The sequence below is a fragment of the Palaeococcus ferrophilus DSM 13482 genome (assembly GCF_000966265.1).
Classification (GTDB): domain Archaea; phylum Methanobacteriota_B; class Thermococci; order Thermococcales; family Thermococcaceae; genus Palaeococcus; species Palaeococcus ferrophilus.
On record NZ_LANF01000009.1, the window covers coordinates 185,136 to 198,921 of the forward strand.

A 13,786-nucleotide genomic window follows, 5' to 3' on the forward strand; every position below is an offset into this window, starting at 1 on the left:
ATTTCAGTATGAGAGCGCTCATATTTGGACATGCAGGCATCAGGGGCGGTCTTGAGAACACGCTCCCTGCCTTCGGGAGGGCCCTCAGATACGCGGACGGGATAGAGTTTGACGTTAGAACCACGGGCGATGGGAAGCTCGTAACCCACCACGACCCGGGTTTCCATGCCAACGGGAACTTCCAGCGCCTAAGGGAGATGAGCCTCGCAGAGCTGAGGAGGCTTCACCCGAACGGGGGGATAATACCGCAGGTTGATTACGTATTCAGAGCTTTTCCCAATGCGCTGTTCAACGCCGACGTCAAGGAGGTTGAAACGGTTGATGCCCTTCTAAATGCTGCGGGAAGGTACAAGGCCATTGAAAGAACGGTTTTTTCCTCGGAGAGGCCCGAAATCATCGAAGGGCTCCTCCGCGAGTGCCCGGACTGCAGGGTCGGCTTCTCGATAGTCGGCTACCGCTCCCTCTCATGGATTCCACGGCTGAAGGGCCTCTACTCACTCCACGTTCCGATAGACGGCCTCTCCTACGTGGGGTACGGGGCGTTCACGACGCTCCTGCGCGCCTTCAGAAAGCGCGACCTTAAGATATACCTCTGGAACCACGCCATGGACGAGCTCCGCTGGGTCCCCAGGCTTCTACCCTTCGTTGATGCGGTTATCTCCGATGACCCCGCACGACTGAGAAAGGTTTTTACGGGATTGGGGGGCAAAGTATTGGGGTGATCGTGTTGGCGGATAAGAGAATCTTCGTGCTCGGCCACAGGGGCTACTCGGCGAAGTATCCCGAGAACACCCTCCTTGCCTTTAGGAAGGCCATCGAGGCAGGCGCCGATGGCGTTGAGCTCGACGTCTGGCTCACGAGGGATGGTGAGGTCGTGGTGATCCACGATGAGACCGTTGACAGAACGAGCAACGGGAGCGGTAAGGTCAAGGAGATGACGCTCGATGAGCTCAAGTCCCTGGACTTCGGAAACGGGGAGAGAATCCCGACGCTGGAGGAGGTCTTCGAGGCCCTTCCCGAGGATGCCATAATCAACGTCGAGCTCAAGGATGCTGACGCCGCCGAGAAGGCCGCGGACATCATCAAAAGCCACAACCCGTCGAGGGTCATTGTATCATCCTTCCTCATAGATGCTCTGCGGGAGTACAGGAAGTACGATAGGGAGACCAGAATGGGGCTCCTCATCGACAGGGAGAAAGTCCTCTCACAGCTTCCGGCCCTCATCGGGGAGCTGTCCCTCTGGTCCATCAACCCTCCGATCGATGCGATGGCTCTCCTCGGCGTGGAGAAGACTGTCGGTGCTCTCCAGATGGCCAAAGGAGCTGGTCTTAAGGTCGTTCTCTGGTCATTGAACGACGAGAGCTACTACGCCAACGACAACCTCGTTAGGCTCGGCGGGCTCTTTGATGGAGTGATAGTCAACGACGTTGAGCGGATGGTTGATTACTTAAGGAAGCTCGGACTCAGGTGAGCTTCACCGAATCTCTAATATACCCCCTTAGCCATTTTTTGTCTTTGGTGACCATCAATGGAGAAGTTCATCCTATCTCTCGACGAGGGAACCACCTCGGCGAGGGCAATAATCTTCGACAGGGAGAGCAACATCCACGGAATAGGCCAGTACGAGTTTCCCCAGCACTACCCAAAGCCGGGATGGGTCGAGCACAATCCAGAGGAGATATGGGACGCTCAGCTCAGGGCGATAAAGACCGCAATTGAGAGGGCTAAAATCGAGCCGAGCCAGATAGCGGCCATTGGAGTCACCAACCAGCGCGAGACGACGCTCGTGTGGGACAGAGAGGGAAGGCCCCTCCACAACGCCATAGTCTGGCAGTGCAGGAGAACGGCCGAGATGGTGGAGGAGATAAAGCGCGAGTACGGGACGGTGATAAAGGAGAAGACGGGCCTCGTTCCCGATGCCTACTTCTCGGCCTCAAAGCTCAAATGGCTCCTCGACAACGTTCCGGGTTTGAGGGCAAAGGCCGAGAAAGGCGAGGTGATGTTCGGAACGGTGGATACCTTCCTCATCTACCGCTTAACTGGACAGCACGTTACTGACTACTCCAACGCCTCGAGGACGATGCTCTTCAACATAAAGAGGCTCGACTGGGACGATGAGCTCCTCGAGCTCTTCGGCATACCCGAGGCCATCCTCCCGGAGGTTAAGGAATCCAGCGAAATCTACGGCCACACGAGGAGGGAGCTCCTCGGCGCGGAAATCCCGGTGAGCGGAGACGCCGGAGACCAGCAGGCCGCCCTCTTTGGACAGGCCGCCTTCGAGACGGGAATGGTCAAGGCCACCTACGGCACCGGAAGCTTCATCCTTGCCAATACCGGTAAGATGGTACGCTTCTCCGAAAACCTCCTCACAACGATAGCGTGGGGTCTCAACGGAAGGGTAAACTACGCCCTTGAGGGGAGCGTCTTCGTAACCGGAGCCGCCGTCCAGTGGCTCAGGGACGGAATAAAGATAATCAAGCACGCCTCCGAGACGGAGGAGCTCGCCAGGAAGCTTGAGAGCAACGAGGGGGTTTACTTCGTCCCGGCCTTCGTCGGCCTTGGAGCGCCCTACTGGGACCAGTTCGCGCGCGGGCTGATAATCGGCATAACCCGCGGCACCGGCAGGGAGCACCTCGCGAGGGCCACGCTTGAGGCGATAGCGTATCTCACGAGGGACGTCGTCGAGGAGATGGAGAAGCTCGTTGGAATAAAGGAGCTCCGCGTTGATGGAGGGGCCACTTCAAACGACTTCCTGATGGGCTTCCAGGCGGACATACTCAACAGGCGCGTCGTGAGGCCCGTCGTGAAGGAGACGACGGCACTGGGTGCGGCCTACCTCGCTGGACTGGCCGTGGATTATTGGGAGGGCCTCGAGGAGATAAAGAGCCTCTGGAAGGCGGAGAAGGTCTTCGAGCCCAAGATGGACGAGGAAACGCGGGAGAGGCTCTACCGGGGCTGGAAGGAAGCTGTGAAGAGGGCCATGGGCTGGGCGAAGGTCGTGGGGACTATGCAGTAGAGGGAACACAATTGTTCACCTGACCGGTGTTCACCCCAGTTCTCCCTTTTTATGCTCAAAACTGTTCTCCAAAGGCTTTTAAGCCGACCTAAAGGCGAGAGAAAGCTTTAAAACATTGAAAGTCCTACCTTAAGTTAAATTGGAGGGGAGAATATGCGGACCAAGGTGGCCATAATTGGCGCTGGGATAAGCGGCGCGAGCATAGCGCGCGTTTTAAGTAGATACGAGAACCTTGAGGTTCACCTCATCGAGAAGGCACCGGACGTTGGCTGGGGCGTGAGCAAGGCCAACACCGCCCTCATCCACGGGGGCTACGACGATGAGCCGAACAAGTATCCAACGAGGGCCAGGCTCTGCGTTAAGGGGAACAGACTCTGGCACCGGTGGGTGAAGGAGCTCGAAATTCCCCACGTCTGGAACGGTGCCCTGATAGTGGCCACAAAGGAGAAGGACTTTGACACCCTGGAGAGGCTTTTGGAGCGCGGTCATAAAAACGGCGTCCCCGAGATGAGGATAGTTGATGGGAAGGAGCTCTTCCACCTCGAGCCGGGCCTCACGAGGGAAGCCATAGGCGCACTCTGGGTTCCGACGGTCGGACAGATAGGCCCGATTCCAGCCGTTATAGCCCTCGTCGAGAACGCGGTAGCAAACGGCGTCAAAACCCATCTTGAGACAGAAGTTACCGGCATAAAAGTGGAGAACGGCGAGGTAAAGGGCGTCGAAACCAACAACGGCTTCATAGAGGCGGAGGTAGTTATCAATGCCGCCGGCCTCTACGCCGACGAGATTGCCAGAATGGCCGGAATAGACTACTTCGAGATACACCCGAGGAAAGGTGAATACTGGATCTTCGACGAGGGCATTCCCGGCCCGAGGAGGGTTCTCTTCCCCACGCCAACGCCAATAAGCAAGGGGATCGTCGTGACGACGGAGATAAGCGGCCACCTCATGATAGGCCCCAACGCCCAGGACCTTCCGCGCGAGGAGAAGGAGGACTTCGCCACCACAGAGGAGGGCCTCGAACAGGTCTGGGAAGGGGCTAAGAAGCTCTGGCCAAACCTCCCTCAGAGGAGCAAGGTGATAAGGACCTTCGCAGGTTTAAGGCCCGAGCCCACAGGAGGGGACTTCATAATAAAGGCTGAGAAGGAGGTGTGGGGCTTCATAAACGTCGCGGGAATACGCTCTCCCGGACTGACGAGCGCTCCAGCTATAGCCTACGAGGTGAAGGACATAATCCAGCGTGACCTTGGAATCAAGCTTGTTGAGAAGGAGAAGTGGAACCCCTACAGGAAGGAGATAACCCACTTCTTCATGCTCCTGCCGGAGAAGGCGAACGAGCTGATAAAGGGGAACCCGTCCTACGGAAAGATAGTCTGCAGGTGCAACAACGTCAGCGAGGGAGACATCCTCGAGGCCATAGAGAGGATGAAGTTCATAGGCGTTAAGACCCCGAGCGTTGATTCCGTAAAGTTTAGAACGAAGGCCACGACCGGGACATGCCAGGGAAGCTTCTGCAGGCCGAGGATCGTACAGCTTTTGGCCAGGGAGTACGGCGTCAAGCCCTGGGAGGTAACCCTCAAGGGAAGGGGAAGTGAGATTGGAATAGGCGACGTTAAGGCCCTTCTCAGGGGGGATGAGGCATGATGGAGCCTTTCCTAGAGATACCGATGCTTTCCTACGACGTCGTCGTCATAGGCGGCGGGCCGGCCGGAATGGCGGCCGCGGCAAAGGCCAAGGAGCTCGGGCTCAACGTTCTCCTATTGGATGAGAACGATTATCTGGGCGGAATCCTCCCCCAGTGCGTCCACCCGGGCTTTGGAATCCACTACTTCAGGGAAGAGCTCACCGGCCCGGAGTTCGCGTCGAGGCTCGCGAAAAAAATGGTGAAGCTCGGCGTTGAGTACAGGACAGCGGCGAGGGTGCTTGAAATAAAGAACTACTCCGACCTTGAGAAGGTGGTGATATTCACCTCTCCAAGCGGCCTCTACCAGGTCTGGGCGAAGGCGATAATCTACGCCGCCGGTGCACGTGAGAGGCACGCCTTTGAGATTGGCATAGTTGGAGACCGTGTCGCCGGAATCTACACGGCTGGAGAGGCTCAGACCCTCATGGACATCTACGGAATAATGCCGGGAAAGGAAATCGTGATAGTGGGTTCCGGGGATGTGGGCTTAATAATGGCTCGCCGCTTTGCCCTTGAGGGGGCAAAGGTGAAGGCCGTCGTTGAGCTCATGCCTTATCCGGGCGGCCTTGCAAGGAACATCATGATACTTCGCGATTTCAACATTCCGCTCTACCTGAGCCACAAAGTGGTTGAAGTCCGCGGAAAGGGAAGGGTTGAGAGGGTCAAGGTCGTCAAGGTGGACGAGAACCTCAACGAAACGGGCGAGGAGTTCTGGATTGAGGCGGACACGCTGGTGATTTCAGCGGGCTTAATCCCGAGCGTCAAGAAGCTCAAGAAGATCGGCGTCGAGATAGACCCTTCAACCGGCGGACCGGTCGTGAACGACAGGCTTGAGACGAGCGTCCCGGGAATATTCGTTGCCGGAAACGCCCTCCTAATAAACGACCTCGTTGATTACGTTGCCGAGCAGGGTGAGTTAGCCGCTGAGAGCGCAAAGGAGTTCATAGAGAAGGGAGGGATAGAGAGCAGGAAGTGGGTGAAGGTGGAGAAGGGCGAGAACGTGCGTCTGATTGTCCCGCACTACCTGAGCGGCGACCGCGACGTTTACCTCTACCTGCGCGTTGCGAGGCCTATAGAGAACGCGGAGCTCAGGGTTCCCGAGGTGGGCAGGAGGATAAAGCTCGCCCTGGCAACGCCGGCGGAGATGATAAGGTTCAGGCTGAAGGCGGAGGAGATTCAAAAGGTAGGAGAAAAGCTCACCGTTGAGGTGGTGCGGGGATGAGGAAGACCTACCGCTTCACCTGCATCGTCTGCCCCCTCGGATGCTCGATAGAGGTGGAAATGGAGAAGGGAAAGGTCCTGGGCGTCACCGGCCACACCTGCCCGCGCGGAAAGGAGTGGGCGATAGAGGAGGTCACCAATCCAAAGAGGGTCGTTATGAGCGTGGTTCCAGTTGAAGGAGGAGCCCTTCCCACGGTGAGCGTCAAGACGGAGAAACCCGTCCCCAAGGAGAGGATTCCCGAACTCATGAGGTTTCTGGCCGGGTTAAAGCTTAAGGCGCCCGTGACCGTTGGCCAGGTCGTCGCGGAGTGGGAAGGGGTAAAAATAGTCGCCACGAGGGGGGCTTAACCCTTCGCGGCCTCTTTTTTAAGTTCTTCCGCCCAGTCAGGAAGCTTGAACCTGTAGTTCACATTTATCTCGTAGACGTTGCTGCCGGCGACCGTGAGGTTGGCGGCCTTGTAGAGGGAGAGCCTGTCCACGTTCACCTCGAGCTTCACGGGCAGGAACTCAGCGTTCACAAGCATTTCCCCGGAGTAGTGCTTTATCACATTGCTCGTCATCCGGGTGTCGTAATCGGCGTTTCCCGTGTGGGGAGCGCTCACGTAGGAGACCGTGGCGGAAATGTTGAAGCGGTAAAGGTCGTTCTCCTTCCCCGTGTACGTCAGCGTGGCGTTCTCCAGCCACGAGAGGTCGTGCTGTATGCCCAGCTCCTCGGTGAGGAGGTATTCCTCGAAGTTGTCCTCCGTGACCTCCGGGGGCAGTCCCGGCTTTAGGGCCTCGTAAAGGTCGCTGAGGTTGAAAACGGCGGCATTGGTTAGGTTCTTTCCTCCCTGAACCTGGTGCGTCTTTATGTAGTATTTACCTCCCTCGTAGAGCTCCCAGACCTCCAGAGTTCCGTTGCCCTCGGTTAGGGTGTGGGAGAAGTAAAGCCTGGCCTTCCTGTCAATTCCCGTTTCAATGCTCACCGTGTCGTTTGAGTCTGGGGAGGTTATTTTAACCGTGTAAACGTAGGCGTCCGCGCCTTCAAGCGATGATAGTATCTCATCCTTCGTCGGCACTTTGGTCCCCGAGAGACATCCCGAGAAGAGCACGATAAGCACAACGAGCAACGCAAGTCTCTTCATGCTTTCACCACCCCCACTAACGCACGGATGTTAATAACCTTTGGGTGCTTCAGCTCCTCAGCACTTCGAACTTCTGGATGAATATCCTCAGGTCTGTCCTGAAGGGCTCCCGGGCGTTGCCCATCTCCTCCTCGAGGAGCCTGAGGAAAGCTTCCTCGTCCGGCGCCTTCAGATAGAGCTCGTAAACTTTGTCCTTCAGCTCATCGAAGTACTCCACGTAGGGACGGGCCTCAAAGAGGGCCTTTTCCAGTTTTTCACTCATACTTCCTCACCCTCCATACCCTGTACCACCAACGGGCCATATCCTCCCTCTCGCCTATCATGAGGAAGTAGCGGATTATAGCCACGTTTATGAATATCAGCAGGATTGTGAATATCGAATAGGCCGGAACCCCGATGCTCAGGAACGCAAAATAGTCCCAGAAGAAGTGAAGGGCCATAGCGATCACGTAGTAGGGGAACAGAGAGGGGGTCTTCCCTTCCGCCCTGAGGCCATAGCCGACGCCTATTATGGCGCTCCACGTCGCGTGGGCAAAGGGAGTCAAGAATGCCCTCAGGATAGTCGTTCCGAGACCGTAACCAAGGCCATAGAGGAGGTTCTCCGTCGCGGCAAAGCCGAGGCCCGCGGCCACACCGTAGACAATACCATCCATCACCCCATCCATCTGGCCGGCGTTGAAGGGCCACCTTATGGCGAGGGCCTTTGAGGGCTCCTCAACGATTCCGGCAACGAGGGCTATATAGAAGGCACTGACGGGGAGCAGCGCGTAACCTCCCACACCGAAGTTCCCTCCCCCCGTGAGAACGGCCTCCAAAAACATCGCCACGCCCACGGAGAGCGTGGCCCCCATTATGAAAGTGCCGAGGACGTAGCGCTTGGGCTCGGGCTCGTACCTATCCCTGTGGTAGAAGTACCACAGCAGGGCAAGGGCTGGAGCGTAGGCGAAGAATATTATCGCGTTAACCGGATGCATAATCCCACCGTTACACCCTCTCATCCGCATGTTTTAAACTTTTTTAACCCGTTCTATGACATCGAAGAGGCTCCAGAGGTCTCTTATCACGTGGAGATGAGGTATCCGGGCGAGGATTTCATCGCTCGCATAGCGCGCCGTTGGGGGGAAGTAATACCACACGTACTCGGTATTCTCATCGCCCCGCCCTATGAAGCGCCAGGGCTTGTCGTCCACCCAGATGAACGTTTCATCCCCGTATTTCTCGCGAACCAGGGCGAAGGCCTCCTCGAGCGTCATCTCCCGCCCGAATATTATAACGTCGTCGAAGAGGTCGTAGAAGCCGTTCAGTTTGAGGCGGTGCTCCTTCATCCCGCTCACAAAGTCCTCCGCCGAGAAGGAGAGAAGTGTGTGACCTTCCTCCTTGAGCCTTTTGAGGAGCTCCATTGAATCGTCAAGGGGCCTGGTGAGCTTTGCCCTCTCCTCGAACCACGTCCTGAAGAGGGGAAGCCTGAATACCGCCGGCTGCTTGACCTTACCGCTGTGCTTGCCAAAGCGGGGCCTCTCAAAGTAGAGCTCCACCCTCGTCAAAAGCTTCGCAAAGGAGCTTTTACCGGGCATCCAGGGGTAGTGCTTCCCTATCGCCCGGCGGAAGGCCTCCTCGATCACGGAGTAGCTGTCAACCAGGGTACCATCGTAGTCGAACGCCACTATCATCCTCAACCCCCCTTGATGTCCTCCATTTTAACATTGAAGGCGCCGGCATCGGAGTGCATGGAGAGAAAGTCATCAACCGGCCCGTAGGCCCACGTTATCCTAACGCTCCCGTTATCCAGAAACTGGAAGTCGTAGCCGTCCAACGTCCTCAGCGATCTTGAGAACTCGACGGTGGTAATTCCCTCAACCTCGCTCCCACCGAAGTCCTTGATGTCAAAGCTCCCCCCGTAGAGCCTGTCATCCTCGTGTGGCCCGGAGAAGCCGGTGGAATAGGAGTCCTTTATCTCAACCGTCCCGTTTGGGAGGACGTAGGCTATTACTATGTCGGTATTTTTCATTCCCGGCCCGCCACCGAAGCCGATGGCCACCCATCCCGGGGTTTCGGCTCTCAATCCCACCACGAGGTCGTCCCCATTGAACCCGAGGAAAACGGCCATGCCCTCAGCGGTGTGGTTGAACGCGTATTCTCCCTCCTCTATCACACCATCGGCTCTCCACCCCACGACTTTGGGGGGCGAAGTTCCCTGATTGTTTCCATCGCTGTTTAGAGAGAGCACCAGAAGCAACAGGAGCAACACTCCCGCGAAGGCGAGCTTATTCACTATCCCACCATCCATGGGGGCAGGTTGGTGGCGAGGTTAAAAAATCTTGCCCCCCGTATGGAAGCTCCACATTATGCAAAAATTTCAAATTACATGAACCCATGCAATTTAGGGAAAATTATTTAAGATGAGGAACGAAACTGCAAAACTGTCAGTTTAAATGAGGTGGTAAAATGAAGAGGTTTAAAGCACTGCTCCTCCTGCTACTCGTCCTCGGGGGGATGGGTTTTGCAGGTGCATGGCCGACCAACGGTCCAACCCTCGAGGACCCAATGAACGTCCACCAGAGGCTGACTTACAAGGCCATCGAGGCGGTCTACGCGGACAACCCGACCCTTGGGAACATCCTCATGCAGTACCAGGACAGACTCCTCTACGGTGCCTACGACGAGGACTGGCGCGGCGGGAGCATAGATTTCAACGGCAAGACCTACACCCTCCAGAGCCAGTACCACTTCCACGACCCTATGGATCACGCGGAGCTGATAACGGTTGACCTCCTCGGTGACAGGAAGTCTTCAGGCGCTGACATGGCACAGGAACTCTACGAGAAGGCAGTCCAGCTCTGGAAGGAGGGCAAGAAGGAGGAGGCCATGCTCTACCTCGGAAGATCAGTCCACATCCTCGAGGACATGGGCATGCTCGTGGCCCACACCACCCCCCACATGTTCGAGACCCTTGACGAGTTCAGCTACATCGAGGACGCCCACGACTTCGTTGAGAACGAGATTTCCCCGACGGTTGCCGACGACATCCTCAACAACCGCGTCCCCCTCGACCTCACCCCGATAAGGTGGTGGGAAATCCCGAACGAGAAGGGGAGGTTCATACTGGGAAAGGACATCTACGTAGCGGACAACGAGAACGGCCACATGGACTTATCGCACGGCGTCGCCTGGGCCTACGCTGACCTCATAGCCCACAACTCCTGGCGCTACATGCTCTACTCAACCGGAAAGGACATCAACCTCTGGAGCGAGCGCGGCCACCTCGGAAGCTACTTCTGGACGAAGGAGCTCAAGAAGGGAGACTGGAGCGTCTTCAAGCTTCAGTTCCTCGGGGCAAGCGCGATAACCATCGTCTTCAAGGATATAGACATGCAGAACGTCTACTTCAAGACCCTCGGCTACGTCGAGCTCTACGACAGGAACGGGAACCTCGTAGCGAGATACTCCCAGGACCCCAATCCACTAGTTGATACCAGCGTTACCGTTTCGGGAGACACCGTCTACATCTACACCCACGTTGAGGGGGACGACTGGTTCGATGACGACGTTGACGGCTGGGCCGTAAGGAACATAGAGGTCAAGGCCAACTTCGACGTTAACGCTCCGAGTGGCTTTAGAACACTCGACGGGAGGGAATACAGCAACGTTCAGTGGGCAACCTACGAGAGCATGGTTTACACAATAAGGGCCGTCGCTGGCCTCATGGAGAAGTTTTTCGAGGACGTCGGCGTTAAAGGTTAACTCCGTTTTTCTATTTTTCAATGGGTCACCGGCAGGCCCATGCCGTGACGTCCCGCCCCTTTTCGGGCACAAAGCATATATTCTACGGATGAAAGGTTTAGATGATGATTTCAAAAGGTGATGCCTATGGGAAAACACTACATCCCCAACCTTCCACATAAGGAAGAGATGCTCAAAGAAATAGGCTTTGAGCGCATTGAAGACCTCTTCTCCGACGTGCCAAAGGGAATGGTCAAGGAGTTCAACCTGCCGGAGGGGAAGAGCGAGTACGAAGTCTTCACAGAGCTCAACGAAACCCTCTCCGCTAACAAAACCTTCCTTGAGATGCCCAGCTTTCTGGGAGCCGGAACATACTTCCACTACGTCCCCGCTCATGTCAAGTACCTCATAGAGAGGAGCGAGTTCCTAACTTCCTACACTCCGTACCAGCCCGAGGTAAGCCAGGGCATGCTCCAGGCCCTCTTCGAGTACCAGAGCCTCATAGCGGAGCTGGTTGGCCTCCCAATAGTCAACGCCTCAATGTACGATTGGGGAACGGCGATGGCGGAAGCCGCCCTGATGTCAGCTCGCGTGACCAAGAGGAACAAGTTTGTAGTTCCAAAGCACCTCAGCCCCGAGAAGAAGCTCGTTCTCAAGACCTACACCGCCGGCCCGGCCCTTGAGATAGTTGAGGTTCCCTGGGATGAGAGGGGCCAGCTCGACATTGAGAAGCTCAAAGAGGCAGTTGAGGGCGCCGCCGGCGTCTACATCGAGATACCCAACTTCTTCGGCCTGCTCGAGGAGAAGGTAAGGGAAATCGGCGAGATAGCCCATGACGCTGGAGCGCTCTTTGTGGTAGGCGTTGACCCAACTATCCTCGGAATAGTCGAAGCTCCTGGAGAGCTTGGGGCTGACATAGTCGTCGGCGAGGCGGCATACTTTGGCACTCCTACGAACTTCGGCGGTCCGAGGGCGGGAATATTCGCAACGAAGAACGACAGAAAGCTGGTAAGGCAGATGCCGGGAAGGGTAATCGGCATGACCAAAACGGCAGACGGCAAGAGGGCCTTCGTGATGACGCTCCAGACGAGGGAGCAGCACATCAGAAGGGCCAAGGCCACCTCGAACATATGCTCAAACGAGGCGCTCGTCGCGGTCGCTGCTGCCATTCACCTGGCCACCCTAGGGCCGAAGGGGCTCAGGGAGCTCGGTGAGGTCATACTCAAGAACACCGCCTACCTAAAGAAGCGCCTCGGCGAGGTTGGGGAGGTAGCCTTCGATGGGATAAACTTCAAGGACGTACCCGTTAGGTTCGAGGTTCCCTACAGCGTTATCCACGAGAGGCTCCTTGAGAGGAACATCCACGGCGGCTACTACATAGGGAAGCACTTCCCGGAGCTCGGGGAGACGGCCCTCTTTGCTGCCACCGAAACCACGAGGAAGGAGTGGGTTGACGGCCTCGTGGATGCCCTGCGGGAGATAATAGGCGAGGCGGAGCTGTGAGGTGGTGAAAATGTTCAGACAGGCCAAATGGGAAGAACCAACCGTTTTCGAGCTCTCACGCCCCGGAAGGGTTGGCTACACCCTCCCGAAGCCGATTGAGGACGTTGAGGTTGAAATCCCTGAGAAGCTGAGGAGAAAGAGCCCCCTCAACCTTCCCGAGCTTAGCGAGCCGGAGGTTGTAAAGCACTACACACGGCTTAGCGAGATGAACTACGGCGTTGACTCTGGCATCTATCCCCTCGGTTCGTGCACCATGAAGTACAACCCGAAGATAAACGAGGAGATTGCCGCCCATCCAGGTGTTGCCTACGTCCACCCGTACCAGGACGAGAGAACAGTTCAGGGAGCGCTTAAGGTAATGTGGGAGCTGGAGCAGTGGCTTAAAGAAATCACGGGAATGGACCGCTTCACCCTCCAGCCGGCAGCGGGAGCGAACGGTGAGTTCACGGGCGTTATGGTGATAAGGGCCTACCACCTCGACCGTGGCGACACCCAGAGGACGGAGATGCTCGTTCCAGATTCAGCACACGGAACCAACCCGGCAAGTGCAGCCATGGCCGGCTTCAAGGTCGTTGAGATTCCCTCCAACGAGAACGGGACGGTTGACCTTGAGGCCCTTGAGAACGCGGTGAGCGAGAGGACTGCAGGTTTAATGCTCACCAACCCGAACACCCTCGGCATCTTCGAGGACGAGATACTCGAGATAGCCAAGATAGTCCACGAGGCCGGTGGCCTGCTCTACTACGATGGCGCTAATTTAAACGCTGTCCTTGGAAAGGTTAGACCTGGAGACATGGGCTTTGACGTCGTCCACCTCAACCTCCACAAGACGTTCTCAACACCGCACGGTGGCGGCGGCCCTGGAAGCGGGCCCGTTGGAGTGAAGGACTTCCTCAAGGACTACCTCCCGGTTCCGCTGGTTGGCTACGACGGGGAGAGCTACTACCTCGACTACAATGTCCCCAAAAGCATAGGCAAGGTCAAGGAGTTCTACGGCAACTTCGCGGTCATGGTGAGGGCCCTGACCTACCTCAAGGTGATGGGAAGGGAGGGCCTCAGGGAGGTCAGCGAGGTAGCGGTTCTCAACGCAAACTACATTACCCAGAAGCTGAAGGGTACCAAGGGCTACGAGCTGCCCCACAAGGAGCTCAGGAAGCACGAGACCGTCTTTTCAGCAGAGCCAATGAAGAAGGAGACCGGTGTCAAAGCCCTCGACGTGGCGAAGAGGCTCCTCGACTTCGGTTTACATGCGCCAACCATCTACTTCCCGCTGATCGTTCATGAGGCGCTCATGATTGAGCCCACTGAAACGGCCAGCAGGGAAGAGCTCGACGCCTATGTCGAGGCCCTCAAGAGGATCAGCGAGGAGGCCTACACGAACCCCGAAGTAGTCAAGGGCGCGCCCCACAACGCCGCCGTGAAGAGGGTTGACGACGTCTTAGCTGCCAAGAGGCCCGTCATAACATGGCGCATGTACAGGGAGCTCAAGGAGAAGGGAGAGATAGACATCTGACCCCT

The 13,786-nt window shown here is 56.8% G+C and carries 14 protein-coding genes; 9 read left to right on the forward strand and 5 right to left on the reverse strand.

Going from position 1 to position 13,786, the window contains the following annotated elements:
• Nucleotides 1-8: 8 nt before the first annotated feature.
• From PFER_RS04055 to PFER_RS04080, 6 genes are all read left to right on the forward strand, one after another.
• Nucleotides 9-722 (forward strand): glycerophosphodiester phosphodiesterase family protein, encoded by a 714-nt coding sequence (locus PFER_RS04055; protein WP_048149031.1) that lies wholly within the window; start codon nucleotides 9-11, stop codon nucleotides 720-722.
• Entirely contained in the window at nucleotides 719-1,471 is a 753-nt protein-coding gene (locus PFER_RS04060; RefSeq protein WP_394296993.1) for a glycerophosphodiester phosphodiesterase family protein, read from the forward strand. Before PFER_RS04055 ends, PFER_RS04060 begins: the two co-directional genes overlap by 4 nt.
• A 57-nt stretch (nucleotides 1,472-1,528) precedes the next feature.
• A complete protein-coding gene (gene glpK / locus PFER_RS04065; protein ID WP_048149037.1) occupies nucleotides 1,529-3,016 on the forward strand; it encodes a glycerol kinase GlpK in 1,488 nt (495 codons plus the stop codon).
• Between the two features lie 153 nt (nucleotides 3,017-3,169).
• Complete coding sequence (locus PFER_RS04070) at nucleotides 3,170-4,660, forward strand: NAD(P)/FAD-dependent oxidoreductase (protein WP_048149039.1); 1,491 nt, start codon at nucleotides 3,170-3,172, stop codon at nucleotides 4,658-4,660.
• Entirely contained in the window at nucleotides 4,660-5,922 is a 1,263-nt protein-coding gene (locus PFER_RS04075; RefSeq protein WP_245612436.1) for an NAD(P)/FAD-dependent oxidoreductase, read from the forward strand. The genes PFER_RS04070 and PFER_RS04075 overlap by 1 nt, the downstream gene beginning before the upstream one ends.
• On the forward strand, nucleotides 5,919-6,269 hold the full coding sequence (locus PFER_RS04080; RefSeq protein ID WP_048149042.1) for a DUF1667 domain-containing protein: 351 nt from the start codon (nucleotides 5,919-5,921) through the stop codon (nucleotides 6,267-6,269). Before PFER_RS04075 ends, PFER_RS04080 begins: the two co-directional genes overlap by 4 nt.
• On the opposite strand, the gene PFER_RS04085 is transcribed toward PFER_RS04080, so the two are convergent.
• The 5 genes from PFER_RS04085 to PFER_RS04105 are packed head-to-tail and all read right to left on the reverse strand — an operon-like array spanning nucleotide 6,266 to nucleotide 9,332.
• Entirely contained in the window at nucleotides 6,266-7,045 is a 780-nt protein-coding gene (locus tag PFER_RS04085) for a hypothetical protein (RefSeq protein WP_048149044.1), read from the reverse strand. The genes PFER_RS04080 and PFER_RS04085 overlap by 4 nt on opposite strands.
• Nucleotides 7,046-7,094: 49 nt before the next feature.
• Nucleotides 7,095-7,307, reverse strand: a complete 213-nt coding sequence (locus PFER_RS04090; protein WP_048149046.1) for a hypothetical protein — start codon at nucleotides 7,305-7,307, stop codon at nucleotides 7,095-7,097.
• The gene (locus PFER_RS04095; protein ID WP_048149048.1) at nucleotides 7,300-8,019 is read right to left on the reverse strand and encodes a PrsW family intramembrane metalloprotease; all 720 of its coding nucleotides are present in this window, start codon (nucleotides 8,017-8,019) and stop codon (nucleotides 7,300-7,302) included. The genes PFER_RS04090 and PFER_RS04095 overlap by 8 nt, the downstream gene beginning before the upstream one ends.
• 33 nt (nucleotides 8,020-8,052) lie before the next feature.
• Nucleotides 8,053-8,715: an HAD family hydrolase gene (locus tag PFER_RS04100; RefSeq protein ID WP_048149050.1), complete on the reverse strand. Its 663-nt coding sequence runs from the start codon at nucleotides 8,713-8,715 to the stop codon at nucleotides 8,053-8,055.
• A gap of 2 nt (nucleotides 8,716-8,717) precedes the next feature.
• Nucleotides 8,718-9,332, reverse strand: coding sequence for a DOMON domain-containing protein (locus PFER_RS04105; RefSeq protein WP_084593904.1), 615 nt, complete (start codon nucleotides 9,330-9,332; stop codon nucleotides 8,718-8,720).
• 158 nt (nucleotides 9,333-9,490) lie between these two features.
• On the opposite strand from PFER_RS04105, the gene PFER_RS04110 reads away from it, so the two are divergent.
• The 3 genes from PFER_RS04110 to gcvPB all read left to right on the forward strand — a co-directional run bounded on the left by PFER_RS04110 (nucleotide 9,491) and on the right by gcvPB (nucleotide 13,781).
• Nucleotides 9,491-10,786, forward strand: coding sequence for a phospholipase C/P1 nuclease family protein (locus tag PFER_RS04110; RefSeq protein ID WP_048149052.1), 1,296 nt, complete (start codon nucleotides 9,491-9,493; stop codon nucleotides 10,784-10,786).
• 126 nt (nucleotides 10,787-10,912) lie between these two features.
• A complete protein-coding gene (gcvPA, locus tag PFER_RS04115; RefSeq protein WP_048149054.1) occupies nucleotides 10,913-12,268 on the forward strand; it encodes an aminomethyl-transferring glycine dehydrogenase subunit GcvPA in 1,356 nt (451 codons plus the stop codon).
• A gap of 10 nt (nucleotides 12,269-12,278) precedes the next feature.
• A complete protein-coding gene (gene gcvPB, locus PFER_RS04120) occupies nucleotides 12,279-13,781 on the forward strand; it encodes an aminomethyl-transferring glycine dehydrogenase subunit GcvPB (protein WP_048149056.1) in 1,503 nt (500 codons plus the stop codon).
• The last annotated feature ends 5 nt before the right edge of the window (nucleotides 13,782-13,786 follow it).

Bases quoted from the DNA above. Each gene is read 5' to 3' on its own strand.
- PFER_RS04110 (WP_048149052.1), top strand. From the start codon at position 9,491: ATGAAGAGGTTTAAAGCACTGCTCCTCCTGCTACTCGTCCTCGGGGGG.
- PFER_RS04075 (WP_245612436.1), top strand. From the start codon at position 4,660: ATGGAGCCTTTCCTAGAGATACCGATGCTTTCCTACGACGTCGTCGTC.
- PFER_RS04055 (WP_048149031.1), top strand. From the start codon at position 9: ATGAGAGCGCTCATATTTGGACATGCAGGCATCAGGGGCGGTCTTGAG.
- PFER_RS04070 (WP_048149039.1), top strand. From the start codon at position 3,170: ATGCGGACCAAGGTGGCCATAATTGGCGCTGGGATAAGCGGCGCGAGC.
- PFER_RS04090 (WP_048149046.1), bottom strand. From the start codon at position 7,307: ATGAGTGAAAAACTGGAAAAGGCCCTCTTTGAGGCCCGTCCCTACGTG.
- PFER_RS04100 (WP_048149050.1), bottom strand. From the start codon at position 8,715: ATGATAGTGGCGTTCGACTACGATGGTACCCTGGTTGACAGCTACTCC.
- PFER_RS04085 (WP_048149044.1), bottom strand. From the start codon at position 7,045: ATGAAGAGACTTGCGTTGCTCGTTGTGCTTATCGTGCTCTTCTCGGGA.
- PFER_RS04105 (WP_084593904.1), bottom strand. From the start codon at position 9,332: ATGGATGGTGGGATAGTGAATAAGCTCGCCTTCGCGGGAGTGTTGCTC.
- gcvPA (WP_048149054.1), top strand. From the start codon at position 10,913: ATGGGAAAACACTACATCCCCAACCTTCCACATAAGGAAGAGATGCTC.
- PFER_RS04095 (WP_048149048.1), bottom strand. From the start codon at position 8,019: ATGCATCCGGTTAACGCGATAATATTCTTCGCCTACGCTCCAGCCCTT.
- gcvPB (WP_048149056.1), top strand. From the start codon at position 12,279: ATGTTCAGACAGGCCAAATGGGAAGAACCAACCGTTTTCGAGCTCTCA.
- PFER_RS04080 (WP_048149042.1), top strand. From the start codon at position 5,919: ATGAGGAAGACCTACCGCTTCACCTGCATCGTCTGCCCCCTCGGATGC.
- glpK (WP_048149037.1), top strand. From the start codon at position 1,529: ATGGAGAAGTTCATCCTATCTCTCGACGAGGGAACCACCTCGGCGAGG.